Below are 24,810 nucleotides of genomic sequence, written 5' to 3' on the forward strand. Positions count from 1 at the left end.
GGCTCGTTCATCGGCAGCACGGCCGGCCTTATTCATCAAAAAGGGCCCTGGCGAATGCTCGCCAGGGCCCTTTTTGGTGTGCGGCTTCTGTGCCGGCGCGCCGGGCGCTACGCCACGGCAACCTGGGCGCCGGGCTGCCCCAGCTTGGAGTTCTTGTAGCCGTAGGTGAAGTACACGGCCAGCCCAATCAGCAGCCACACGAAGAACAAGGTCCAGTTGCTGATGCCCAGTTCGGTCATCAAATACAGGTTGATGAGCAGGCCCAGGGTGGGCAGCAGCGACAGTTTTTTGCGGAAGGAGAGCACGCTCAGGGCCAGGCAGAACAGGAAGAACACCAGCGTGGGAATCTGGTGGGCAAAGCCGCCCGTCACCTTGCCGCTCACGGCGTCGTGCTGCAGCCAGCCGTGCTGGCCGGTGGCATCCAGCCAGAACTCGTGGTTGCTGGCCGCGTTGTAGCGGATGACCAAAAAGGCGCCCACGGCCAGAATGAGCGGCACCAGCCACTGCCCGTTGATGTAGGGCACCTTGAAGCGAGCCTCGGAACGGCCGTAGGGGTCGATGATGAGGATGCCGCCGCACACCAGCGCAAACGCGAACAGCGTGCCGATGCTGGTGAGGTCGACCACCAAATCCATGTTCAGAATAAGCGCCGGCACGGCCACGAAAAAGCCCGTGACGATGGTGGCAAACGAGGGCGTGTGAAACTTCGGGTGAATCTTGGAAAATACCTTCGGCAGCAGCCCGTCGCGGCTCATCGTGAGCCAGATGCGCGGCTGGCCCAGCTGAAACACCAGCAGCACTGAGGCCATGGCAAACACGGCGCTCACCGCCACCAGGCCCGAAAGGCGCGACAGGCCCACTTTGGCAAACACGAACGACAGCGGGTCGCCCACGCCCAACTCTTTGTACGACACCATGCCCGTGAGCACCAGCGTGATAACCACGTACAGCACCGTGCAGATGATGAGGGCATACATCATGGCCTTGGGCAGGTCGCGCTGCGGGTTCTTGCATTCCTCGGCCGTGGTCGAAATAGCGTCGAAGCCGATGTAAGCGAAAAACACCGCCGACACGCCCTTGAGCACGCCGCCCACGCCGTTGGGGGCAAAGGGCGTCCAGTTCGAAGGCTGCACGTAGAACGCGCCCACTGCAATGACGATGAACACCACAATGAGCTTGAGCAGCACCAGCAGGTTCGAGGCGTTTTTGCTTTCCTTGATGCCCACGTACACCAGCGCCGTGATGAGCACCGTGATGACGAAGGCCGGCAAATCGACCACCAGGTGGAAGCCGTTGAAAAGCTCGGGCGCCGAAGTCCAGGCTTTGTAGCCTTCTAGCTGAGCCGGGGTGGCTTCGGCCAGCGGCCGGCCGGCCTGCATGATGCTCATCACGGCCTCGTAGCCGGCGTGGCCGGTCTGCGTGCCCATCGTGAGCCACAGCGGGAGGTGAATGCCAACGCCGTCGAGCAGCCCGGTGAAGTAGTCGGACCAGGAAATGGCCACCACGATGTTGCCCACCGCATATTCCATGATGAGCGCCCATCCGATAATCCAGGCCGCCAGCTCGCCAAACGAAGCGTAGGCGTAGGTGTAGGCCGAGCCGCTGACCGGAATGGTGGCCGCAAACTGCGCATAGCACAGCGCCGAAAACGCGCAGGCCACCGCCGTGAACACAAACAGCAGCGACACCGCCGGGCCGCCGTCGAGGCTGGCCTTGCCGATGGTGCTGAAGATGCCGGCCCCGATGATGGCCGCAATGCCAAGGGCCGTGAGGTCGCGCACGGTGAGGTGGCGGGCCAGGCCGCCGGCGGAGGGCCCTTCGTGGTCGGCGGGTGGGTTTTGGAGGATGGCCGCAATGGTCTTGCGGCGGAAAAGGGACTTGTCGGAGCTCATGAAAGGTGGGAGGAGCGGGTTTGAAGGGCAAAAGATAAAGCATAATGGCGGGGGCGTGTGCAATCGGGGCCGCGCGGGCATCAATCGGGCAAGCTCTTTCGCCTTCTTCCTCAGCTTATGCGCCCCACCGTTTCCCTCACCATTCCGCAGCCCTGCCACGAAAGCTGGGACGCCATGACGCCCGCCGCCCAGGGCCGCCACTGCGCCGCCTGCCAGAAAACCGTGGTCGACTTCACCCTGAAAACCGATGCCGAAATTCTGGCGCATTTGGCCACGGCGGCTAGCGGAGTTTGCGGTCGGGTGTGGGACAACCAGCTAACCCGGCCATTGGCGCCGCTTGGTCCAAGCGCGGTGCCTGCCCGCTGGCGCACGTGGGCGGCTACCGCATTGGTCGCTTGGGGGCTGCGCGAAGGCCTGACAGGAGGGGCGCTGGCCCAGACGCCAGCGGCCGGGCACGCGCCTCATTCGCGGAAAAAGGCTGGTGCCGCGGCGCCCGCATTGCTCATCCAGGGCGTGGTGCTGAACGTGACTACGGGAGCGCCCTTGCCGGGCGCGGCGGTTTTTCTGCAGGGTGAAAACCGGCGCACCACCGCCGACTCGGCGGGCCGCTTCAGCTTGCGGGTTCCGGCCGGGCGCCGCGCCAGGCATTCGCTCGTAGTACACCTGTTCGGCTACCAGTCGCAGACGGCAGCGGTGCCCGCAACGGTGCAGGCGAGAAGCTACGTGCCCATCGGGCTACGTGCCGACGCGGCGGCAACTGGCGTCGAGGTTGCGGCCGCCATGCCTGTCGTCCAACAACGGACCATATGGATGGGAAGTATCAGCGCAGTCTCCGCAACCGAGCTCCTACCATTAGCCAGAACGCCTGGGCAGCGGGTGCGCAGCTTACTCAAATGGCTGACGAAACCGTTTCGCCGCCCTTCTACCAATTAATCAGCTTCTAGCCCACTCTGTATTATGCACTCGCTTAGCATCCAGATTCCGCAGCCCTGCCACGAAAGCTGGGACGCCATGACGCCCGCTACCCAGGGCCGCCACTGCGCCGCCTGCCAGAAAACCGTGGTCGACTTCACCCTGAAAACCGATGCCGAGATACTGGCCTATCTGGCCACGGCCGCGGGCGGCCCCACCTGCGGGCGCTTCGCGGCGGGGCAGCTGGAGCGGCCGTTGCAGCGCGCCGTTCCGGCTGCCCCAATGGCCCGGTGGCGGGCCTGGCTGGCGGCGGCCGTGGCCGTGTGGGGCGTGCGCGAAGCGGTGGGCACGAGTGCGCAGGCGCAGACGCCGCAGGAATGGCGGGCCCGCTACTGGGGTGGCCCGGTGCCAGCCGCGCCAGTACCAGCAACTAGCGAAACTCCAGCGCCTGCCGCAAAAGCTGCCGACGTGCAGCCCCCGAGCCCAGCCGGGAATCAGAGTGCTACAACGGGGGCTCCCATGTTGATGTCCTCCTTCCCAGACCAGCTGCCGCCGCGGCCCCTCACCGCGCCCGTGCTGCGCGGCGTAGTGACCGACTCTGCCAGCGGCGAACCGATACCCGGCGTAACAGTGCTGTTTGAAGGCACCACCGTGGGCACCAGCACCGACAAGGACGGCTTATTCAGCTTGGCGGTGCCGCTGGAGTTGGTAAATAAAAAGGGACTGGAAGTGAAAGTGGCCTCCATTGGCTATGTCTCGCAGTTTCGGGCAGTAGCAGTCCAAGCCGGCACGCCCCTAGCCTTCCGGCTGCAGCCAGATGTGAAGACTTTAGGCGAGGTAGTGGTGGCGGGCGGCCTCATGGTTTCTGCATTGCCGCCCGCGCCTTGGCACCCGCGGGCGCTGTGGGGCTGGGGCAAGTACTGGGTGACGCGGCCGTTCCGGCGGTAGAAGAAATGAATAGGGTATTTTAGACGCATGGCTCATTCACTCGTTTCCATTCCGCGGCCCTGCTCCGAAAGCTGGGGCGCCATGACGCCAACCGCCCAAGGCCGCCACTGCGCCACCTGTGCTACGGAAGTGGTGGATTTTACGCGCATGAGCGAGGCCGAGATTCTGGCCCTTCTGGCGGCGCGGAATGGACAGCACATGTGCGTACGAGCACACGTGACGCAACTGGTATCGGTGCCAGCAGGTCGCTGGCGGCGTTGGGTGGTCACGGGGCTGGCCCTGCTCGGCTGGCACCCGTTTGCAGCCAGTGCGACGGAGCCGCCGCAGGTGTTGCCGGTGGCGGGCACGTCGGCAATTGGGGCCAACGCTACCACCCACAGGCAAATTGTTATTCGCGGGCAGGTGCTCGATGGCGATACCGGTATGCCTTTGCCGGGGATGTATATTTTTATCAATCAAACGCGCTATGGCGCCACTACCGACGCAAGTGGGCGCTTTGAGCTGGTGTTGGATGCGAGTTGGAAGCCGGTGCAAGCCGATTCGCTCATGCTACGTATAGAAGGCCGTCCGTTCGATTTTAACACTCAGGAAGTGCAAGTCGATTTGCGGCCGGTTTCCTCGCCTCTTGAATTAATGGTCAAGATGCAGGCAAGAGAGGGACGTGGGCATATAATGGGCAAGATGATAAGGCCAGTGTTGCCGGTGAAGCCCCCACGTAGGTGAGCAGTTAGCCGCTTTAAATGCTGCGAGAGGAAGCAAAGCGCAAACCTTTCGCCCCGGAAATGCCTTTTCTGAGGGTATGAGATTCCTGCGTTTTACCCTACTGCTGCTGGCCACGGCGTGCGCTGCCCCCCGGCCCACCACCCGCTTCAACCCCACCGCTACCCGCGCCGAATTGCCCCGCGAAGAAGCCGTGCACTCCAAAAATTCGCTGGAGTGGTGGTACCTCACCGGCCACCTCACCGACCAGGCCACCGGCCACCAATACGGCGTGGAGTACGTTTTCTTCCACTTCAACCTGAAAGACGGCAAACAGGACTGGCAGATGGTGAACATGGCCCTCACCGACCCACAGGGGCAGAAGTTCAACTACGACTACAAGCTGGGCCGGCTGCCGCGCCTGCTCACCGACTCTTTGCCGTTGCGGCTGCGCGACCAGCAACGCGGCCAGGTGTGGAAGCTCGACGGGCAGGAGGGGACCTACCACCTGCAGGCCGCCTTCACCGGCAAGCAGAACGCCGGCTACTCCCTCGACCTCACCACCCGGCCCACCCGGCCCGTGGTGCTGCACAGCGGCACCGGCTACGAAAACTACGGCAACGGCATCGTGGCCGGCTACTATTCCTACCCGCGCCTGGCCACCACGGGCACCCTCACCGTGGGCGGCCAGCCCCACGCCGTGACCGGCGAGCTGTGGTACGACCGGCAGTGGAACTGCACCAGCATCGTGGACAAGAACGTGGGCTGGGACTGGCTCAGCATCCAGCTCGACGAGCCGCGCGAGGAGTTCATGCTCAACACCCTGCGCAACTCCGCCACCGGCCTCACCCTGAACAACGGCACCTTCAGCCGCGCCACCGGCGGCGCCGACCTGCACCTCTCCGGCCCCGATTTCCAGCTCACGCCCCTCACGTACTGGACCAGCCCCAAATCCAAAAAGAAGTACCCCGCCACTTGGCGTGTGCAGGTGCCCGGCCAGGGCTACGACCTCACCGTGGAGCCGCTGGTGCCCCAGCAGGAGCTGGCTTTGCGCTTTTTCCACGCCTTCACCATGTACTACTGGGAGGGCATGTGCCGCGTGACCGGCACCCGCAACGGCCAGCCCGTGACCGGCAAGGCGTATGTAGAGATTACGAATCGGTAGAGACCTGAGACATGAGACAGTGAGACATGAGACCCATGGAAAACGTCTTGCCAACCATAAGTCTCACGTCTCACGTCTCATGTTTTACTGATTCAGCACCACGCGGAAGGTGGTGCCGCGGCCCTGCTCGCTCCATTTCACGAAGAGCCGGCCTTCGTGGTAGTTCTCGATGATGCGCTTGGCCAGGGCTAGGCCCAGGCCCCAGCCCCGCTTTTTAGTGGTGTAGCCGGGCATGAACACGCTTTCCATCTTGTTTTTGGGAATGCCCTTGCCCGTGTCGGTGATGTCGACGGCCACCTGCCGGGCGGGCGTGCCGCGGCGGTACCAGGTGCGGCGCGTGCGCACCCGCCGCAGGTGCAGCGTGATGGAGCCGCGCCCGTCCATGGCGTCCACCGCGTTTTTGCAGATGTTTTCGATGACCCAGTCGAACAGCGGCACGTTGATGCGGGCGGGCGTGTCCGTCGGCAGGTCGGTTTCGATTTTGAAGACGACCTTTTTGGAAACGCGGCTCTGCAGGTACTCAATGGCGTTGCGGGTGGTCTGAAGCAGGTTTTCGTCCTTGAGCACCGGCACCGAGCCGATGTTGCTGAACCGCTCGGTGATGATTTCCAGGCGCCGGATGTCCTTGCCCAGCTCCTCCACAATGGGCTCGTCCTTGAAGCGGTCGGAGTCGCGGAGGTAGTTCTGCCAGCCCACTAGGCTGCTGAGCGGCGTGCCCAGCTGGTGGGCCGTTTCCTTGGCCAGGCCCACCCACACGCGGTTTTGCTCGGCCCGCCGCGACGAGCTGAACGCGAAGTAGGCGATGACGGCCAGGCAACCAATCACCACCAGCTGCACCAGCGGGTAGGTGCGCAGCTGCCGCAGTAGCTGCGAGTCGCGGTAGAAAATGTAGTTCACCTGCCCGCCGCCGAATTTCACCACAATGGGCGGGTGCTTGGTTTTCATCAGCGCCAGCTCGGTTTGCAGGTGGGCCATCGAGTCGGCCAGCGGCAGGCGGCGCGGCATGTCGATGTTTTTGGCCGCGATAATGTCCTTGCCGTCGCTGCTGAGAATGACCGGAATGGTGGTGTTGCCGTTGATGATTTCGTCGAAAACAAAGGGGTTCGTTTCCGACTCCGAATTGACGATGAATTCCTGCGCCTTGGCGTAGAGCTGAATCTGCTGCTGCTCCCGCTCCGATACGCGCTGCACCAGGAGGTTGGTATACACCACGGTGGCTGCCCCAATGAGCAGGGCCAGCACCGCCACCAGGATTTTGATGCGGGTTTTCTTTTCGTAAATCGGAATCATGTAATTGTTAGAAAGAACGTCATGCTGAGCGAAGCCGAAGCATCTCGCGTGTGGTAGTAACTCAATCGTAAGAATTACTTCGGCACGCGAGATGCTTCGACTGCGCTCAGCATGACGTTCTGTTTAGCCCCGAAAACTACCCCACCAGCACGGCGTCGCTGCTGGCAATTTCCTGCAGAATCTCCAGCACGGCGGCGGGCGTTTCGGCGTCTACCAGGCGGGTGCGCCAGGCTTTGGCGCCTTCCAGGCCACGGAAGTACTGGGCGTAGTGCCGGCGCATCTCAAACACGCCCACTTTCGGGCCCTTCCACTCCACGCTGCGGTCGAAGTGCATCTGGCACATGGCCACCCGCTCTTCCAGCGTGGGCGGGGCCAGCAGCTCGCCGGTGGCCACGTAGTGCTTCACCTCGCGGAAAATCCAGGGGTAGCCGATGCTGGCCCGGCCAATCATCACGCCGTCCACGCCGTAGCGGTTTTTGTATTCGAGGGCCTTCTCGGGCGAGGTGATGTCGCCGTTGCCAAAAATCGGAATCTTGATGCGCGGGTTGTTTTTGATGCTGGCGATGAGGCGCCAGTCGGCCTCGCCCTTGTAGAGCTGGGCGCGGGTGCGGCCGTGCACCGTGAGGGCCTGAATGCCCACGTCTTGTAGGCGCTCGGCCACTTCCTCCACGTTTTTGGTGCCTTCGTCCCAGCCCAGGCGGGTTTTCACGGTCACGGGCAGGTGGGTGTGCTTCACCACCGAGGCCGTCATGGCCACCATTTTGGGAATGTCCTGGAGCAGGGCGGCGCCGGCGCCGCGGCAGGCCACCTGCTTCACCGGGCAGCCGTAGTTGATGTCGATGAGGTCGGGCCCGGCCTCGGTGCTGATGGCCGCGCACTCGCCCATCGTCTCCACGTCGGACCCGAACAGCTGGATGCCGATGGGCCGCTCGTAGTCGAACACGTCGAGCTTCTTGCGGCTCTTGGCGGCGGCCCGAATCAGGCCTTCCGAGGAAATAAACTCGGTGTACATCAGGTCGGCCCCGTTGGCCTTGCACACGGCGCGGAAGGGCGGGTCGCTCACGTCCTCCATGGGCGCGAGCAGGAGCGGGAAGTCGGGAAGGGAGATGTTGGGACCGATGTTGACCACGGGGATATCTGTATGTTAAAGCGTGATGTTCTGGCGGGGCGCCTCACCCCCTGACCCCCTCTCCGAAAGGAGAGGGGGCACCGGACTTGCTTCAAATGGAAATCGTCAGGCTCCCCGCTCCCTTTGGAGAGGGGCCGGGGGGAGGCGCCCGCTATGTGCTACAGCACGCTCTTTGTTTGAATGACTAAGCCTAAGTTAAAATCTGCGGTAAATTTACGCCCTTCCCAACTAGCGCCCCGCCATGAAAGGTTTCCTGCCCCGTACCCTGCACCCCGGCTTGCAGATACTCCTGCTGCTGGGTTTTATGGCGTTATGCTTTTGCGTGGCCTACGCCGTGATATTTGCCTGGGGCATGGGCGGGTTCGGCTTGTCGACGGGGCAACTGATAGAGGCGATGCAGCGGCCCACGACTTCCCCCAACGGCTGGGGCATCATGATGATGGTGCAGGGCGTCACGCTGGGGCTGGTGTTTGGCGGCGCCGCGCTGGCGCTGGCCTCGGCCCTGGGCTACCGTTGGGCCGAATACTTCAACCCGCGCCGGCTGGGTGCGGGCTGGTGGCTGCTGGCCGCGGCGGCGCTTATTGTGGTCATTTTGCCGCTGATGTCCGTCATCATTGCCTGGAACGCGGATGCGCATTTCCCGGCCGCGCTGCACGATTTTGAAGTGTGGGCCCGCGCCAGCGAAGACCGGGCCGCCGGCCTCACCAAGTTTCTCACGCGGCTCACGTCCACCAGTCGCTTGCTGGTGGCCATTGTGGTGGTGGCGCTGGTGCCGGCTGTGGCCGAAGAGCTGGTGTTTCGCGGCGTGGTGCAGAAAAACCTGGTGCGCTGGTTTTCGCCGCACGTGGGCGTGTGGCTGGCGGCGGCCATTTTTTCGGCCATTCACCTGCAGTTCTTCGGGTTCGTGCCGCGCTTTGTGCTGGGGCTGGTGCTGGGCTACCTCTACCTCTGGAGCGGCAACATTCTGGTGAGCATGGCCGCCCACTTCACCCAGAATGCCTTTCAGCTCCTCATCCTCTACTTCACGCAGCAGGGCCGCTTCGGCTGGGGCTTCGACCCCGACGCCACCGAGCCCCTGCCCTGGACGCTGGTAGTGCCGTCGGCGCTGCTCTCGGCCGGGCTGCTCTATTTCCTGCACCAGCGCATGACCGCGCCCGCCGCGCCCACCACCATGCTCACCCTCAGCAGCGAGGGCGTGGCCGTGCATCGCAACGACAACCAATAATCTGTAGCGACGCGACACCTCGCGTCTCTCGTCTGAACGACCGGTATTGCACCGGCGTACTTTCCCAACGCCGAGACGCGAAGTGTCGCGTCTCTACATTCCTTTCCCACTTGTCCGACTCTACGCCTCCGATTACCGACGCCGCCACCGATACTCCCGCCGCCAAAGGCGGCCCCAGCAACCTTCGTTTGCGCGTCATCTGGGGCGTCATTGGCGCGGCGGCGCTGCTGGGCAGCGTCTGGTTCAGCCCCTGGACGTTTGGGTTGTTTTTCGCCTTCGTGCAGGCCGTGATGCTGTGGGAATTTTACCGCATGATGCGGGCAGGCGGCTACGCGCCGGCTACATGGATTGGGGTTGGAGCTAGTTTGATAATATTTGGAGTGACAGCCTTTTCATTCCAATGGATGTATCCAGTTGAATCACCTCTTTACATAGCTGGCCAACCGATACACGATATGATAACTGCATATCGCAGTGTTGAAAGGCTGGGTTTTATGGCTGCTGTTACAATGGTGGTTGCGCTTTTTACAAGTGTGATTTCGCTGTTGAAGGAATTAGGCAGTTGGCCTGACCAAAAGCAACCATTTGCCAACGTTGGTGCAGCGCTTGGTGGGCTTTTTTATGTGAGTATACCAATGTGCCTGCTCATTGTAATTGCCTACGGAAATCACGGCTACGATTACCGCCGCATCTTCGCCCTGCTCTTCCTCATCTGGGCGTCCGACATCGGCGCCTACGCGGCCGGCAAAACCTTCGGCAAGCACAAAATGGCCCCCAAAATCTCGCCCGGCAAAACCTGGGAAGGCTGGGCCGGCGGCTTCGTGATGACGTTGATAGTGGGCTGGGCCATCGGCTTCATGCTGCCCGACCTGCCGCTGGCGCACCGCCTGGTGGCGGCCGGCGTGGTGGCCGTGTTCGCACCGCTGGGCGATTTGGCCGAGTCCATGCTCAAGCGCAGCGTGGGGGTGAAGGACTCGGGCAGCATCATGCCCGGCCACGGCGGCCTGCTCGATAGGTTCGACGCGTTTCTGCTGGTGCTGCCGGTGCTGGCGCTGCTGCAGCTGCTGGCGGGGTAGGAGCCCCTCGGTCACTGCGAATGGAGCACAGCGGAATGCAGCAATCCGTCCTGTTCTCAGCGACCAACCCAATCATGTGAGCAAGCCCATCGAAAAGCCCCGACACTGCGCAGTGTCGGGGCTTTTCACTAACCGCAACTCATCGCAAAGAAAAGCGCTTAGCATTGAGCGGAAGGATTGCCACGGCTACGCCTCGCAATGACAGGCGGTTGCGATTTCCCCCAAACGTTTGCGGTCAATTCATCTCCGGTCTTGCCAAAAGCAATACCTTTGCGGCCCTCAATCGTATCCATCATCCCACCCAACGCTTCTTAAAACCAACCCCACCACGAATGGCAGCCCACACCGTGTATAAAGAGCCCGCTCCGCTAGTAGACCGCGAAAATCCGCTCGAATCGATGATGTCGCGCTTCAACATCGCCGCCGAAATCCTCGGCCTCGATGAGGCAACCTACAACGTTCTGAAGGCCCCCGACAAACAGGTCATCGTCAACATCCCCGTGACGATGGACGACGGCCAGATTCACGTGTTTGAAGGCTACCGCGTGATTCACAACACCATCCTCGGCCCCAGCAAGGGCGGCATCCGCTACGACAAAAACGTGCACCTCGACGAGGTGAAGGCCCTCGCGGCCTGGATGACCTGGAAGTGCGCCGTGGTCGACATCCCTTATGGCGGCGCCAAGGGCGGCATCATCTGCGACCCTACCACCATGAGCCCCGGCGAAATTGAGCGCATGACGCGCGGCTATACGCTGGCCCTGAAAGACATTTTCGGCCCCGACCGTGACATTCCGGCCCCCGACATGGGAACCGGCCCCCGCGAAATGGCCTGGCTGATGGACGAATTCTCGAAAACCAACGGCATGACTTCGCCGGCCGTGGTCACGGGCAAGCCCCTGGTGATGGGCGGCTCGCTGGGCCGCACCGAGGCCACCGGCCGCGGCGTGATGGTGTCGGCCCTGGCCGCCCTCAAAAAGCTGGGCCTGAAGCCGACCGAAGTGTCGGCCGCCGTGCAGGGCTTCGGCAACGTGGGCTCGTGGGCCGCCGTGCTGCTGCACGCCCAGGGCGTGAAGATTAAGGCCGTGTCGGACATCTCGGGTGCTTACTGGAACGAGAACGGCATCAACATCGACGACGCCATCGCCTACAAAAACGCCCACAACGGCCGCCTCGAAGGCTTTGCCGGCGCCACGCCGATGGACCCGAACGACCTGCTGACCTCCGACGTGGACGTGCTGGTGCCCGCCGCCGTGGAAGACGTCATCACCGAGCACAACGCCCACAACATCAAGGCCAAGCTCATCGTGGAAGGCGCCAACGGCCCCACCTCGGCCTCGGCCGACCCCATCATCAACGAGAAGGGCATCATGGTGGTGCCGGACATTCTGGCCAACTCGGGCGGCGTCACGGTGTCGTACTTCGAGTGGGTGCAGAACAAGCAGGGTTTCAAGTGGAGCCTCGACATGGTGACCGAGCGCGCCGACCGCATCATGTCCGACGCCTTCGAGAAAGTGTACCAGACCAGCCAGAAATACAAGATTCCGATGCGCATCGCGGCCTACGTGGTGGCCATCGACAAAGTGGCCCAGACGTACAAGTTCCGCGGCGGCTTCTAAGCACTAATCAAGTCAATCCAACGGCGCTGTTTTCAGCGTTAATGGCTTTGAGGGCTGCGCAACGCCGACGCTTTGCGCGCCAAACCGAACATCCGGCCCACTTTGCCCGTTGCGGCAAGGTGGGCCGTTGTTTGGACAGTGGGCTTTAACTTCGCCCCGGCGGCCAGTTTCGCAATTCAGATGAAAATACATAAAGAAGGAAGACGCATCCTGTTCGTTACGCTGCTGATTTTGCTGGCGCTAAACCTGTTGATGTTTTATTTCAACCGGGGCAACGCGTTGGTCAACCGGCTGTTTGCGGGCGCCACGGTGATTATCTTTTTGCTGATTCTGCAGTTTTTCCGCAGCCCGTTCCGGCACATGTTCACCCACGAAGACCTGCTGCTGGCCCCCGCCGACGGCAAGGTGGTGGTGATTGAGAACGTGTTTGAGCCCGAATACTTCGAAGACGAGCGCAAGCAAATCAGCATTTTCATGTCGCCCATCAACGTGCACGTGACGCGCAACCCCATATCGGGGCTCGTGAAGTATTTCAAGTACCACCCCGGCAACTACTTGGTGGCCTGGCACCCCAAAAGCAGCACCCAAAACGAGCGCACCACCGTGGTGGTGGAAAGCGACGCCGGCCCGCTGGTGCTCTTCCGGCAGATTGCCGGCGCCATGGCCCGCCGCATTGTATGGTACGTGAACGAGGGCGACGAAGTGAGCCAGGGCGAGGAGTTTGGATTCATTAAATTCGGCTCCCGCGTCGACGTTTTCGTGCCGCTCGATACGGAGGTGAAAGTGGAGCTGGGCCAGAAAGTGAAAGGCGGCGAAACCGTCATTTGCCAGTTGAAAGTGTGATAAGCGGGAGCAAACCGCAACGGCAACGACCAGAAACACGATTTGCCACAACGAACAAGGCCACTCAATGAGTGGCCTTGTTCGTTGTGGCGGCCCCGCACTGCCAACGCCGTGGCTGCACCGACTGCCGGCTATGCGGTGCGTTTGGGCCTACATTCGCGTCCTTTCACACTTTTTCAGTTCAGTTTTATGAAGCTGCCTCTTCTTTGCCTGTTCCTGACGACGGGAACCCTTAGCGCCGCAACGGCCCAAACCCCCGCATCGACTGCGGCGGTGAAACGCACCGAAGAGTATTGCCAAGTGGTGGCCCAAGCCAAGCTGAACGGACGCTACGTGGTGTCGATTGATTATGGCCAGCAGCAGAAGCTGGTCTCGGCCAATCTTTTTCGCGATGCATCGGGCAAGGCGGTTGAGTTCAATTCGGCCATGGACGCGCTAAACTGGCTGAATGCACAAGGCTGGGAACTGGCCAGCACCTTCATCGACCCGGCAAATACCGGGGCGTATTACGTGATGCGGCGCCGAATTCAATAGTCGGCCGGGCCGTGCCACCCATTCCGAGCGCGGTAAGGAGAACTTGCTCATCGCAGCCTCGCCCCGCCGAATTTCAAATCAGCACGTGCGGCACAAACTCCGAAAGGTTGGTGATGAGCCCCGCCTCGCGGCGAAAGCCAATGGCGCAGGCCTCGCCGGCCCAGAACACGCCGGCCTGGTAGCGGCGGCCTTGCGCGTCGGTGGGCAGTTCGGCCCAGCGCTGGTAAAGCTGGGGCTGCTGGTCAAACTCGCCGGGTACTTCGGCTCCGGCGCGGCCGTCGGGCTGAATTTCGGCCACGTTTTGACCTTCGCGCCCCAGCACGGGCTTGCGCACGTGGTGGCCGGGCAATGGGCGCAGGCTGGCATCGAGCAGCAGCGGGTGGTGCGGAAACGTATCCCAGAGGTGGGCCAGCAGGGCCTTGCTTTGGAAGAGCAGGGCGTAGGCCGGGTTGGCCGTCACCACGTCGCGGGTGAGCTGGAGCTGCACCAGGTCGGCGGTGAGTTCGGGCTCTTCTTCGGCCAGAATTTCCCAGGGCACCAGCTTGAACAGGAAGTCGAACTTTTGCCACTGCCCGGGCACCGACTCGGCCCACACGCCCCGGTCTTCGCCCTGCACCGATACGGTCATGGCATCAACGGAGCAGACGAATACATCGGCAAAGCCCGCCGTGCGGGCGGCTTCGGCCAGCACGGCGCAGTTGGCTTCGTCCTCGGCGCTTTCGGGCAGGTGCACGAGTAGGAGGGTGGCTTGCTTGTCGTTGTTCAGGGCGCGCCAGTGGCGAAACTGGTCTTCGAGGCATTCAAACAAGCCGTTGGCCTGGCGCTCGTCTTCGGACTGGCCGGCGGCTACCAGGCTGGCCCACTGCACCACGCTGGTTTCGGGCAGGCCGGTGGCGGTGTCGGCGTTAAACTCGAGGAGCTTGGGGCCGTCGGCCGTCAGCGCCATATCGAAGCGGCCGTAGAGGTGCCAGTGCCGCTCGTCGTTCCAAGAGTGGCGCACGGCTTCCCACAGGTTGGCCGGAATGGCCAGCTTTTGCAGCAGAGCGTCCGGAATGGGGTCCGGAATGGCTTCTATCAACATGTCGTAGAGCGTATCGGCGGCCTGGAGCAGCGTTTCAGCGTCAGTTTCTGAGAGCTGCACGGCTTCGCGGGCCACGTAGTTCTCGCAGGCGTCTTCAATGGCCCATTCCCAGCCCAGGGCCTGCACGGCCGGGGCTACTTCGCCGGAGAGCGGAAGGAGGTTAATCATCTGCGGGGTGATAAACTAGAATGTCATGCAGAGCGCAGCGAAGCATCTTGACAGCGCAATGCAATCAAATGATTAGTGGTGGCGGGCAAGATGCTTCGCTGCGCTCTGCATGACAGTCTTTACCGATTGAATAGGTCGCAACTTCATTGAGCCACCACTACCCCCCGAAGCCCCGGAAGCCACCGCGGCTGCCGAAGCCACTGCTGCGGCCCGACGGCGCGCTGCTGCGGAAGCTGGGCCGCGGCGAGCTGCGCATCGTGGAGCGGCTTTCCTGAATGCCGGCCGTGGGCGTGCGCTGGCCCACAAAGCCCCGGCCAAAGAAGCCGCGGCCCTGGTCCTGGCGCTCGCGGGCCACGTTGGCGCGCCAGCCCTGGTTGCGCTGAATGAGGCCGGGGTTGGCGTAGTAGCCGGGGTTGGGGGTGAGGAAGCGGCCGGCCATGTAGCCGATGCCGCTCCACATCAGCACGTCCATCAGGCCGGTGCCGTTGGCGCGGTTTTCGGGGTACTGGCGGCTGTAGTCCTGCATCTGGCGCTGCAGGGCCTGGCCTTGCAGGGTGTCGGTTTTGCCATCGAAATGGTGCAGCACAGCCGCCACTTCTTCCTTGCCGGCCGGGCGCTCGGCCGTGATTTTCCACTGGCCGGGCTGCACTTCGGTCATTTCCGTGATGACGCCCTGGCTGTAGCTTTCGCCGCCCCAGCTGCCTTCGGCGCCGTTGTCGTCGCGGCGGTTGTCGTTGGAGCAGGCGGGCAGGGCGAGGCCCAGGCTGCTGGCCGCGGCAATCAGCAGCACGTTGCGGCGCCAGTCGCCGAGGAGGTGGAAGTGCTTTTTCATAGTCTGAACCACGGATTCATCCGGATTTTTCGGATTGAACGGATTTTGTGGATAGTATTGAGATTAGACGGGAGCGAAATTGAATAGGTCGAAAGCTTCAATCGGCTGGCGGTCGGCTTTGTGCCGAATGTAAGGGGGCGGGTTGGTCGGACAGTCTTCCACAAAATCCGTGGAATCCAAAAAATCCGGATGAATCCGTGGTTCAGACAAACCACTGGCCCGCCAGCTGCATGAGCTGCTCCAGGGCAGCTTGGTCGTCGTGGTCGAAATCGTTGAGCTGGTCACTGTCCACATCCAGCACGGCCATTACTTGTTCGTTCTTGAAAATGGGCACTACGATTTCCGACTTCGACTCCGAGCTGCAGGCAATGTGGCCGGGAAAGGCTTCCACGTCGGGCACCAGCAGGGTTTCGGCCCGGGCCCAGCTGGCGCCGCACACGCCCTTGCCATGCCGGATGCGGGTGCAAGCAATAGGTCCCTGGAAGGGCCCCAGCACGAGCTCATCGCCTTTCACGAGGTAGAACCCCACCCAGAAAAACCCAAATGCCTGCCGCAGCGCTGCGGCCGTGTTGGCGAGGTTGGCGGTGAGGTCGGGCTCGCCGGTGGTGAGGGCTTCAATTTGGGGCAGCAGCTGCCGGTATTGCTCGGCTTTGGTGAGCGTGGCGTCGAGGGAGAGGGTTTCGGCCATGGAAAATGTGCGAAGTCAGGACTCGCGGAATGTTGGAAGGCAAATGATTAATCGGGAAGAGGCGCCAGCCATTACAGGCATTACGGCGATGAACGTGGGCGGCTACTCGTTTACGTACCAGAACAGCTCATCGGGGCCAACGTTTGTGCGGCTGCGCAGGCCGCTGAACCCGATGCGCGGCGCCGCAATGCCCTGGCCCAGCTTGGTGGGCGCGCGAAACACGCGGATTTCGTCCCACAAACCGGCCTGCAGCAGGGCATTGAGCACCGTGGGGCCGCCCTCCACCAGCACCGACTGCACCTGCCGCTGGTGCAGGTCGGCCAGCATTTGCGGGATGAGGTCGTCGGCTTCCGACAAGGTCACGAGGTCGAGGTTGGCCTTGTGGTAGGGCTGGCGGTAGGTGTAGATGAGTGTGGGCTGGGAGCCGTCGAGCAGGTTGTGCGTGGGCGGCAGGCTTAGGTTTTTGTCGATGACGAGGCGCGTGGGCTGGGGGCCGGGCCAGTCGCGCACGTTCAGGCGGGGGTTGTCGTGCAGGGCCGTGCGGGTGCCCACCAAGATGGCCTGTTCCTCGGCCCGCCACTGATGGGTGAGCAAGTTGGCCTGCGGCGAGCTGATGCGGATGGGCTGGAAGTACTTGCCGGCCAGAAAGCCGTCGGCCGTTTCGGCCCATTTCAGCACCAGGTAAGGCCGCTTCTTTTCGTGAAAGGTGAAGAAGCGGCGATTCAGCCAGCGGCCTTCCGGGGCCAGCAGGCCGGTCTCGACGCGCACGCCGGCGGCGCGCAGCTTTTCCAGGCCGCGGCCGTCCACCAGCGGAAAAGGGTCTTCGTTGCATACCACCACTTCGGGCACACCCTTGGCAAGGAGCAGGTCGGCGCAGGGCGGCGTCTTGCCGTGGTGGGCGCAGGGCTCCAGCGTCACGTACACGCGGGCTTGCTTCAGCAGCTCCTGGTCGGCCACGGCGGCCAGGGCGTTCACTTCGGCGTGCGGGTCGCCGTATTGCTTGTGCCAACCCTCGCCGATGATGCGGCCCTGGTGCGTCACCACGCAGCCCACCAAGGGGTTGGGCCGGGCGTGGCCGGTGCCGAGGTGAGCCAGCTGAAGCGCGCGGCTCATGCAGGAAACGTCGTCGATTTTCATGGCCGCGAAGGTAGGAACGGGGGCGTGGCTGGGCCCGCCCGCTACCTTTGCCCCGATGACTTTACGCGACGCCACCGCCTCCCTGACCGCTGCGCTCACGGCCCTCTACCCCGAGTCGGAAGCCGATGCCATTGCCCGCATGGTGCTCCAGCACCTGCTGCACCTCGATGGCCTGCACTTCATGATGGCCGCCTCGCAGCCGGTGCAGCCCAGCGTGTTGGCGCAGCTGCCGGCCCTGCAAACCCGCCTGCTGGCCCACGAGCCGGTGCAGTACGTGCTGGGCACGGCCTACTTCGCCGGCATGGAGCTGGAAGTGACGCCCGCCACCCTCATCCCGCGCCCCGAAACCGAAGAGTTGGTTCGGCTAATTGAGCGTGAGCAGGGCACCACGCCCGGGCGGCGCGTGCTGGACGTAGGCACCGGCTCGGGCTGCCTGGCCCTGGCGCTGGCCCGCGTCTTGCCCGTCGCCGAGGTGCTGGCCGTCGACATTTCGCCCGAAGCCCTGGCCGTGGCCCGGCGCAATGCCGCGCTGTGGGCCCCCGCCGTGGCCTTTCAGCAAGTAGATATTCTGCAAGACCTGCCCACTGGCGTGCCGCCCGGCTCGCTGGACGTGCTGGTGAGCAACCCGCCTTACGTGCGCGAAAGTGAGCGCACCCAGATGCGCGACAACGTGCTGGCCTGGGAGCCGGCCACGGCGCTCTTCGTGCCCGACGACGACCCACTGCTGTTCTACCGCCGCCTCACCGAAATCGGCCACGAGCTGCTGCGCCCCGGTGGGGCCATCTACTTCGAAATCAACGAGGCCTTAGGCCAGGAAACCGCCGACCTGCTCACGCAGCGCGGCTTTGCCGAAGTGCGCGTGCAGGAGGACATATTTGGGAAGGCGCGGGTGGTGAGAGGGGAGAAATAAGTCCCAACCCTGTCATCCTTCGCGGCGCAGACGCCAGGTGAGGATGACAAGGTTAATAATTACTCCACCTGCAGCTTCTCGCGGTAGGTGCCCCCCGTGGTGGTCACCTCGTAGAAATACAGCCCGGCGGGCAGCTTGGCATTCTGGTACTCAAAGCGGTGCGTGCCGCTGCCGAAGACTGCGCGACCTGTGGCCACTTCGGCTACTTTGGCGCCGCTGGTGCTGTAGAGCACAATGCGCACGGGGCCCGGCGTGAGCTGCGTCACGTCAAACGTCACGGAGCCGGCCATGGGGTTGGGGAAGGCCTGGGCTTGCGGGGCCGCGGCACCGGAGCTTTGCCGGGCAGCCAGCACCTGAATGGTGCCCACGGCGTTGGCGCAGTTGGTGGGCACGATGCGGTTGCCGGTGATTTCCAGCCAGTCGATGTCGGCAAACGAAGCGGCCGTGGTGGTTTCCAGGCGGATTTCGTTCACGCCGTTGTCCAGCGTCACGTTTTGGGTGGCGAGGGCGAAGGTGGTGCTGTTGGCCGTGCGGGGGAACGGCGCGGCGGCGTTCACCACCACGCCGTTCACCACGAGCTTGCCGGTGAAGCCCGAACTGGCGCTGCTGTTGGTGTAGCGCCATTTCAGCTCGTAGGCGCCCGCCGGCGTCACCTCCACTTTCCACACGATGGCCTTGGCGGCCGAGTTGCTCAGGTTGATGACCGCGCCGTTGTCGGCGCCGGTGTTCTGGCTGATGGCGCCGTCGAAGCTGCACAGGCCGGTGAGGGGCGTGTTGGTGTCCTCGATGCGGATGAGCGGGCCCGCCGCGCCCGTGCCCGGAATGAGCGTGAACGTGGCCCGCAGCACCTTGCTGTTTTTCACCCGGAACGTGAGCGGGTTGGTGGTGGCGGTGGTGTCGCCGCTCCAGCCGGCAAACTGCCAGCCGGTGGCGGGCGTGGCCGTCAGCGTCACCGACTGGCCCAGGGCATACGTGCCGCTGGCCGGCGCCACCGTGCCCTGGCCCAGCGCCGAGGCCGTGACGGCAAACGTGCCCGGCGCCAGCGTGGGGCCCACCTTGCCAATGCCGGCATTGGCCAGCACAATGGCCGGCACGTCGGGCGCCGCGTTCAGCACGCCGCTGTACGCGTACGGAATGGCCAGTGTGCAGGCCGTGAGCACGTGCACGTCGGAGGCGTACACGAAGGGACTGTTCACCAAGGTATTGCCTGAAATGTCGCCGAAGCCGTCCTGCGGGCTGTAGGCGGCCACGTAGGGGTTGCGGGCGTTTTCGAAGTAGTTGTTCTCTATTTTGAGGCAGGCGCCCATGCGCGAGTTCACGCAGGTGGAAGCAATGTCCTTGTAGTAGTTGTTGAATACGTGCCCGGTGCCGAAGCGAAACAGCGGCAGGCGCGAGTTGATGTTTTCGAAGCGGTTGTGGTGGTAGGTGATTTTGCGGTCGAAGTTGTCGGTTTCGGTGAAGCCGCAGAGGCTGGCCTTCCAGCCGTCGTGCAGGTAGTTCCAGGAGTAGGTGATATACTGGCAGTCGGCCTTGGCGTCGAGCAGGCCGTCGTAGTCGTCGGTGCCCACGCCCTGGTACACGTTGTACATCTCGCAGTGGTCCACCCACACGTGGTCGGCCGGGCCCTCGATGCCGATGCAGTCGCCGTCGCCGGTGCCGGCCAGCACGTTGTGCACCTTCACGTTCTGAATAATGATGTTGCTGGCCCGAAACACCTTGATGCCGATGCCATTGAACTCGCCCAGCCGGTCGAAGCCGATGATGGACAGGTTGCTCACGTCCTTCACGTCAATCTTGCTCAGGCCCGGCGAGTTGGCCAGCGTGATGGGGCCGTTGACGTAGATGGTGAGCGGCTGCGCGCCCTTGGTTTTGATGGCGTTTTGCAGGGCCGTGCCGGTGTTGACCGTCACGGAGGTGCCGCCGGCGCCCCCCGTGGTGCCCGTCGTCATCGAAGCGAAGCCAAACAAGCCAAACGTGGCCCCGGGCGTTTGGGCCGCGGCGGGAAGCCAGCCGATAAGTGCCAGGAAAGCAGCGAAAAGTAAGGATGTTTTCATGCGAGGAATTGGGTGGGGAAGAGGTTAGCCAGCAGTAATAGTAAGGGCCAGATGGGCGGAAATTGGCTGGTTGTCCGGAGTAAATTCGTGCAATCGATGTCGGGAACGTTGCCGGCCTGATAAAGCCTCAGATTACCAGTTTTTCAGAGGCGGCTAACGTGCTGCTTTCATGGGCCATGGCGGGGCTCTAGTGGGCTGGCGCTAATGGCGGTATAAGCAAAATCTATCGAACGCCGGGCCTTCTTTCGGCGTTCTTCGCGCAGCAAACCGACATTTTTCTTCCACTATTCAGCGCATTATTTCCATGAGCGAACAGCAAAATCCCACGTCCGGCGACGGCACGGGCACGGCCGTGAACGGGGCCGGCACCTCGCAGGACGGCCGCCTCGCCGCCGGCGAAAACGCCCAGACCCTCACCACCCGCCAGGGCCACCCCCTCACCAACAACCAAAACACCCGCACCGTGGGCAACCGCGGCCCGGCCATGCTCGAGAACTACCAGTTCATTGAGAAAATCAGCCACTTCGACCGGGAGCGCGTGCCCGAGCGCGTGGTGCACGCCCGCGGCGCCGGCGCCCACGGCGTGTTCGAAGCCTACGGCAAAGTGGGCGACGAGCCCATTGCGAAATACACCCGCGCCAAGCTGTTCAACACGGCCGGCAAAGAAACGCCTGTGTTCGTGCGCTTCAGCACAGTGGGCCACGGCGGCCACTCGCCCGAAACCCTGCGCGACCCGCGCGGCTTCGCAGTGAAGTTCTACACCGAAGACGGCAACTGGGACTTGGTGGGCAACAACCTGAAGGTGTTCTTCATCCGCGACGCCATGAAGTTTCCGGACCTCATTCATTCGCAGAAGCCCGACCCGGTGCACAACCGCCAGACCGGCGAGCGCATCTTCGACTTCATCTCGAACACGCCGGAAGCCATGCACATGGTGAGCTTCCTCTTCTCACCCTGGGGCATTCCGGCCAACTACCGCCAGATGCAGGGCTCAGGCGTGAACACCTACAAGTGGGTGAACCAGCACGGCGACGCCGTGCTGGTGAAGTACCACTGGGAGCCGCAGCAGGGCATCAAAAACCTAACTGCGGCCGAAGCCGAAGCCATTCAGGCCAAGAACTTCAACCACGCCACGCAGGACCTGTTCGAGAACATTGAGAAGGGCAACTTCCCCAAGTGGGAGCTGCGCGTGCAGATAATGAGCGACGACGAGCACCCGGAGCTGGACTTCGACCCGCTCGACGACACCAAAATCTGGCCCGAAGACCAGTTCCCGCACCTGTCCGTGGGCATGATGACCCTGAACCGCAACCCGGAAAACTACTTCGCCGAGGTGGAGCAGTCGGCGTTCGGCACGGGCGTGCTGGTGGATGGCCTCGATTTCTCCGACGACAAGATGCTGCAAGGCCGCACCTTCTCGTACTCGGACACCCAGCGCTACCGCGTGGGCACCAACTACTTGCAGCTGCCCATCAACGCGCCCAAAAAGCACGTGGCCACCAACCAGCGCGACGGCCAGATGGCCTACCACGTGGACTCGGCCCCCGGCCAGAACAACCACGTCAACTACGAGCCCAGCTCGCTGAATGGCCTGAAGGAGGCGCCCCGCACGGCGCCCGACCACATGCCGCAGTACAGCGGCCGCCTGATGCGCCAGACCATTGACCGCCAGAACAACTTCAAGCAAGCCGGTGAGCGCTACCGCCTGCACGAAGACTGGGAGCGCGACGACCTCATCAACAACATGGTGGGCGCCCTCGCCACCGCCAACCGCACCGTGAGCGACAAGATGGTGGAGCTGTGCACCAACTGCGATGCCGACTGGGGCCGCCGCCTGGCCGAAGGCTTGGCAGCTGCCCGCGCCGGCCAGAACGCCGAAGGCGGCAACCAGCACAACGAAGCCCAGGGCTCGAAAGCAGCGGCCGAAGCCGAGGCGGTAGCCCACGACGCCAAGCCGTATTAATCTCAATTAAGCAGGCAACAAAAAAGGGCTCCCAATGGCGGGAGCCCTTTTTTGTTGCCTGGTCGGGAAGGTTATTTCTGCACTTCGACCCGTGCAAAGCGCGAATGCTGCCCGTTCTGGATGCGCACCAAGTACAGGCCCTGGCGCAGGTCCGGGCGGTTTACGGCAAAGTCGCGCTGCTCACCGGCTTCAAGCTGGCCGTTGAAAAGCTGGCTCACTAAGTTGCCTTGCATGTCGAACAGGCTGACTTGCACGGGGCCAGTAGCAGCAGCCTGCACGTGTACCTGGAACTGGCCGCTGGTGGCGGGGTTGGGCGAGGTCTGAGCCACCACATCGGGGTTGGTAGCGCGGATGGCGCTGCTCTCGTTCTTGGGAGCAGCAGCCATCAGGGAAGAACCACCGGCGCCGCAATCGCCGTAGGAGTCGCCGTGGGCCAAGTGGGCGGCCACGGCTGCTTGGGCCACGCAGATTTGGTGGCCGTTGTGGCAGAGGTTAATTTTATCGCCGTGGGGGCCGCAGGCGGCATTCACCACCGTCACGGTGGCGGTGCTGGTGGTGGTTTCGCCACAACCCGAAACGGTGAGCTTTACGGTGTAGGTGCCCGGCGTGAGCGTGAGCGAAGCCACGGCCGGCTGGCCGTAAGAAGCCGTTACGTACAGGCTTTTGGGGTATACTCCGTAACAAGGGTCGCCGCCGAAGGTGGAATTCTCAACCGGAATCGATGCGGAGTTTTTGCCCAGCAGATAGGACTCTACCACGGCTTTGCTGGTAGGCGCGCTGCAGCCGGTGGTGGTGCCGTAGTTGGCGTATTCCACCGAAGTGAAGACCTGTCTGGCCGGGGCGGCGATGTTGAGTTTGATTCCCCCGCCCTCCTGCTGGGAAGTGGTGATGCTGCCTTCCTGGCCCGTGACAAGGGAAACCAACTGGGTGGTTTGGCTGCAACCGCTCACCACCGGGCTCAGGGTGGCGGGAGTGATGGTGGCCGTGCCGCCAGCGCCGGTCAGCACCGTCGTGCTGGAGGTGGTGGCCGCAAGGCTGGCTGGCGCTAGGGGAGTGGCCTGGGCCGCGCCTCCGAGGAGGTAAGTCATCAGGGCTCCGGCAAATGCAAGAGTGCGAGAGTAGTGGTTTGTCAACATAGTTAAGTTGAAAAAAGGGTTTTGTAGGCGACGGTTACACCCCAGCTGGTAAGGGCGTTTGGGGTATGAGTAAGTCACTAATTGGAACAAACATATTGTAGATAATTTGCAAATAAATCATATAATATTACATAATTAGAAAGTTTATAGTTTGCCAAAATGAAGTAAGTCATTGTATAAATCGTTTTTGCTGCTTACTGCTTGCTCATGAAGCGGACATTGCGTTATATATGGAATTTGTACTGACTGAATGTGCTTGGATAATTTATATAGTTACTTTTTGGATTACACTTGTGCTTATAAGATGCCTCGCAGTTAGCGCTATCGGTCACAACTGCGCCATCGGTTGGGTTTGCTGTCGGGACTGAATAAGTAGCTCAAGTCGCTAGGCTCTATCGACTTCAACCAACAAAAAGGGCTCTCAGCAATGAGAGCCCTTTTTGTTGGTTGAAAAAGGTATTAGGAATAGGGGGCTTACTTAGGGAGTTCGCGGGAGAAAGCCGCCAGCGCCCGGCTTACTTCGTTGGGGGTTTCGAGCAGCACGTAATGCTTGCCGGGCAAGGCCACCACGCGCTGGTGAGGGAAGCGGAAGGACTCATGCTGCGGACCGGTGACGTCGTCGGTTTGGCCCGGGAGCACGAGAACAGGCAGGGTCATTTGGGGGGTGCTGGCCGTCAGGTCCTCCAGGTAGCCGTCAATGACGCCGGGCTGGTAGAGGGAGGCGGCAAAGTCGTGGTTGGCGGTGGCCTGGCGGCGTTGCGCGCGGGCCACTCGGGCGGCGGCCGAGTCGGTAGCGTACATGAGGCGACCCATGAGGTGCTGCTGGTTGAGCAAGGCCATCACCATGCCGAAGCGCTGGGGCAGCGGGGCAGCGGCATCGAGCGGGGGGCGGGTGGCGGCGGGCAGCAACGCGTACCCTTTGGTGGCCATGCTTTCCATGGAGGCCGGCAGGTTCAGGATGCTGTTGGTGAGCACCAGGCCCAGCACGTGCTGCGGGTACTGCCGGGCGTAGGCCGTGGCGATGAGGCCGCCGAAAGAGTGCGACATGAGCACCCAGCGCTCGAGGTGCAGCTGCTGCCGCAGGTCTTCGAGGTCCTGCACCAATCGGGGCAGGCCATAGGCCTTGGTGGGCGAACTGGCCGAGCGGCCGCTGCCGCGCTGGTCGAGGTAAATCATTTGGAAGCGCTGCTCCAACATGGGGCCCGCCAGCGTTTCGATGGTTTCGCTGCCGGCGCCCGGCCCGCCGTGCACAAACACGCAAGGCCGGCCCTGGCCCGCCACGCGCACATAAAGGCGCACCCCATCGGAGGTGCTCACGGCGGGCGTGCCGTTGGCCAGCGCCTGGGCGCGGGCGGCCGGGCCAACCAGCAGCAGATAGAACAAGCATAACAGGGCGGGGCGGAGGAAGCGGAGCGTTTTCATGCTTCAAAGGTGCGCCCGCCGGCCGCCGGCCCTCAAGCCCAAGCTGCCGAACCGTAGCAGCAGGGCGACGAAGCGTAGCCAATGCGC

At 62.8% G+C, this 24,810-nt stretch carries 21 protein-coding genes; 11 read left to right on the forward strand and 10 right to left on the reverse strand.

Features of this window, described 5'->3' with window-relative positions; genetic code table 11:
• Positions 1–107: 107 nt before the first annotated feature.
• On the reverse strand, positions 108–1,892 hold the full coding sequence (locus IC234_RS13020; RefSeq protein WP_190925271.1) for an amino acid permease: 1,785 nt from the start codon (positions 1,890–1,892) through the stop codon (positions 108–110).
• A 117-nt stretch (positions 1,893–2,009) separates the two neighbouring features.
• On the opposite strand from IC234_RS13020, the gene IC234_RS13025 reads away from it, so the two are divergent.
• From IC234_RS13025 to IC234_RS13040, 4 genes are all read left to right on the forward strand, one after another.
• A complete protein-coding gene (locus IC234_RS13025) occupies positions 2,010–2,825 on the forward strand; it encodes a carboxypeptidase-like regulatory domain-containing protein (RefSeq protein ID WP_190925274.1) in 816 nt (271 codons plus the stop codon).
• Positions 2,826–2,849: 24 nt separating this feature from the next.
• Entirely contained in the window at positions 2,850–3,752 is a 903-nt protein-coding gene (locus IC234_RS13030; RefSeq protein WP_190925276.1) for a carboxypeptidase-like regulatory domain-containing protein, read from the forward strand.
• A 27-nt stretch (positions 3,753–3,779) separates the two neighbouring features.
• On the forward strand, positions 3,780–4,475 hold the full coding sequence (locus IC234_RS13035; protein ID WP_190925278.1) for a carboxypeptidase-like regulatory domain-containing protein: 696 nt from the start codon (positions 3,780–3,782) through the stop codon (positions 4,473–4,475).
• Between the two features lie 76 nt (positions 4,476–4,551).
• Positions 4,552–5,616, forward strand: a complete 1,065-nt coding sequence (locus IC234_RS13040) for a lipocalin family protein (protein WP_190925280.1) — start codon at positions 4,552–4,554, stop codon at positions 5,614–5,616.
• A gap of 84 nt (positions 5,617–5,700) precedes the next feature.
• On the opposite strand, the gene IC234_RS13045 is transcribed toward IC234_RS13040, so the two are convergent.
• On the reverse strand, positions 5,701–6,906 hold the full coding sequence (locus IC234_RS13045) for an ATP-binding protein (protein ID WP_190925283.1): 1,206 nt from the start codon (positions 6,904–6,906) through the stop codon (positions 5,701–5,703).
• Positions 6,907–7,042: 136 nt separating this feature from the next.
• Complete coding sequence (gene dusB, locus IC234_RS13050; RefSeq protein ID WP_190925285.1) at positions 7,043–8,035, reverse strand: tRNA dihydrouridine synthase DusB; 993 nt, start codon at positions 8,033–8,035, stop codon at positions 7,043–7,045.
• 241 nt (positions 8,036–8,276) lie between these two features.
• Between dusB and IC234_RS13055 the strand changes: the two genes are divergently transcribed.
• The 5 genes from IC234_RS13055 (at position 8,277) to IC234_RS13075 (ending at position 13,332) form a co-directional block, all read left to right on the forward strand.
• Complete coding sequence (locus IC234_RS13055; protein WP_190925287.1) at positions 8,277–9,260, forward strand: CPBP family intramembrane glutamic endopeptidase; 984 nt, start codon at positions 8,277–8,279, stop codon at positions 9,258–9,260.
• A 188-nt stretch (positions 9,261–9,448) separates the two neighbouring features.
• A complete protein-coding gene (locus tag IC234_RS13060; RefSeq protein WP_223827698.1) occupies positions 9,449–10,336 on the forward strand; it encodes a phosphatidate cytidylyltransferase in 888 nt (295 codons plus the stop codon).
• 332 nt (positions 10,337–10,668) lie between these two features.
• The gene (locus tag IC234_RS13065; protein WP_190925292.1) at positions 10,669–11,955 is read left to right on the forward strand and encodes a Glu/Leu/Phe/Val family dehydrogenase; all 1,287 of its coding nucleotides are present in this window, start codon (positions 10,669–10,671) and stop codon (positions 11,953–11,955) included.
• A 180-nt stretch (positions 11,956–12,135) separates the two neighbouring features.
• Positions 12,136–12,798: a phosphatidylserine decarboxylase family protein gene (locus tag IC234_RS13070; RefSeq protein ID WP_190925294.1), complete on the forward strand. Its 663-nt coding sequence runs from the start codon at positions 12,136–12,138 to the stop codon at positions 12,796–12,798.
• A 189-nt stretch (positions 12,799–12,987) separates the two neighbouring features.
• A complete protein-coding gene (locus tag IC234_RS13075; protein WP_190925296.1) occupies positions 12,988–13,332 on the forward strand; it encodes a hypothetical protein in 345 nt (114 codons plus the stop codon).
• 73 nt (positions 13,333–13,405) lie between these two features.
• Here the strand turns inward: IC234_RS13075 and IC234_RS13080 are convergent, their stop codons facing one another.
• The 4 genes from IC234_RS13080 to ribD form a co-directional block, all read right to left on the reverse strand.
• Entirely contained in the window at positions 13,406–14,581 is a 1,176-nt protein-coding gene (locus IC234_RS13080) for a glutathionylspermidine synthase family protein (protein ID WP_190925298.1), read from the reverse strand.
• A 157-nt stretch (positions 14,582–14,738) separates the two neighbouring features.
• Complete coding sequence (locus tag IC234_RS13085; RefSeq protein WP_190925300.1) at positions 14,739–15,413, reverse strand: hypothetical protein; 675 nt, start codon at positions 15,411–15,413, stop codon at positions 14,739–14,741.
• A gap of 202 nt (positions 15,414–15,615) precedes the next feature.
• Positions 15,616–16,101 carry a GAF domain-containing protein gene (locus IC234_RS13090; protein ID WP_190925302.1) on the reverse strand — a complete coding sequence of 162 codons (486 nt, stop codon included), beginning with the start codon at positions 16,099–16,101 and terminating at the stop codon, positions 15,616–15,618.
• Positions 16,102–16,203: 102 nt separating this feature from the next.
• Positions 16,204–17,238 (reverse strand): bifunctional diaminohydroxyphosphoribosylaminopyrimidine deaminase/5-amino-6-(5-phosphoribosylamino)uracil reductase RibD, encoded by a 1,035-nt coding sequence (ribD, locus tag IC234_RS13095; protein WP_190925304.1) that lies wholly within the window; start codon positions 17,236–17,238, stop codon positions 16,204–16,206.
• 55 nt (positions 17,239–17,293) lie between these two features.
• Here ribD and prmC point away from each other — a divergent pair, with 55 nt between their 5' ends.
• A complete protein-coding gene (gene prmC / locus IC234_RS13100) occupies positions 17,294–18,148 on the forward strand; it encodes a peptide chain release factor N(5)-glutamine methyltransferase (RefSeq protein ID WP_190925306.1) in 855 nt (284 codons plus the stop codon).
• Positions 18,149–18,207: 59 nt separating this feature from the next.
• Here the strand turns inward: prmC and IC234_RS13105 are convergent, their stop codons facing one another.
• Positions 18,208–20,202: a pectate lyase family protein gene (locus IC234_RS13105; protein ID WP_190925309.1), complete on the reverse strand. Its 1,995-nt coding sequence runs from the start codon at positions 20,200–20,202 to the stop codon at positions 18,208–18,210.
• Positions 20,203–20,506: 304 nt separating this feature from the next.
• On the opposite strand from IC234_RS13105, the gene IC234_RS13110 reads away from it, so the two are divergent.
• Positions 20,507–22,165: a catalase gene (locus tag IC234_RS13110; RefSeq protein WP_190925311.1), complete on the forward strand. Its 1,659-nt coding sequence runs from the start codon at positions 20,507–20,509 to the stop codon at positions 22,163–22,165.
• A gap of 71 nt (positions 22,166–22,236) precedes the next feature.
• On the opposite strand, the gene IC234_RS13115 is transcribed toward IC234_RS13110, so the two are convergent.
• Together IC234_RS13115 and IC234_RS13120 are read right to left on the reverse strand one after the other, a co-directional pair.
• Positions 22,237–23,253 carry a T9SS type A sorting domain-containing protein gene (locus IC234_RS13115; RefSeq protein ID WP_190925313.1) on the reverse strand — a complete coding sequence of 339 codons (1,017 nt, stop codon included), beginning with the start codon at positions 23,251–23,253 and terminating at the stop codon, positions 22,237–22,239.
• Between the two features lie 522 nt (positions 23,254–23,775).
• Entirely contained in the window at positions 23,776–24,723 is a 948-nt protein-coding gene (locus IC234_RS13120; RefSeq protein ID WP_190925315.1) for an alpha/beta fold hydrolase, read from the reverse strand.
• Positions 24,724–24,810 lie beyond the last annotated feature (87 nt).

It is taken from the genome of Hymenobacter armeniacus (genome assembly GCF_014699055.1).
Taxonomy (GTDB): Bacteria; Bacteroidota; Bacteroidia; order Cytophagales; family Hymenobacteraceae; genus Hymenobacter; species Hymenobacter armeniacus.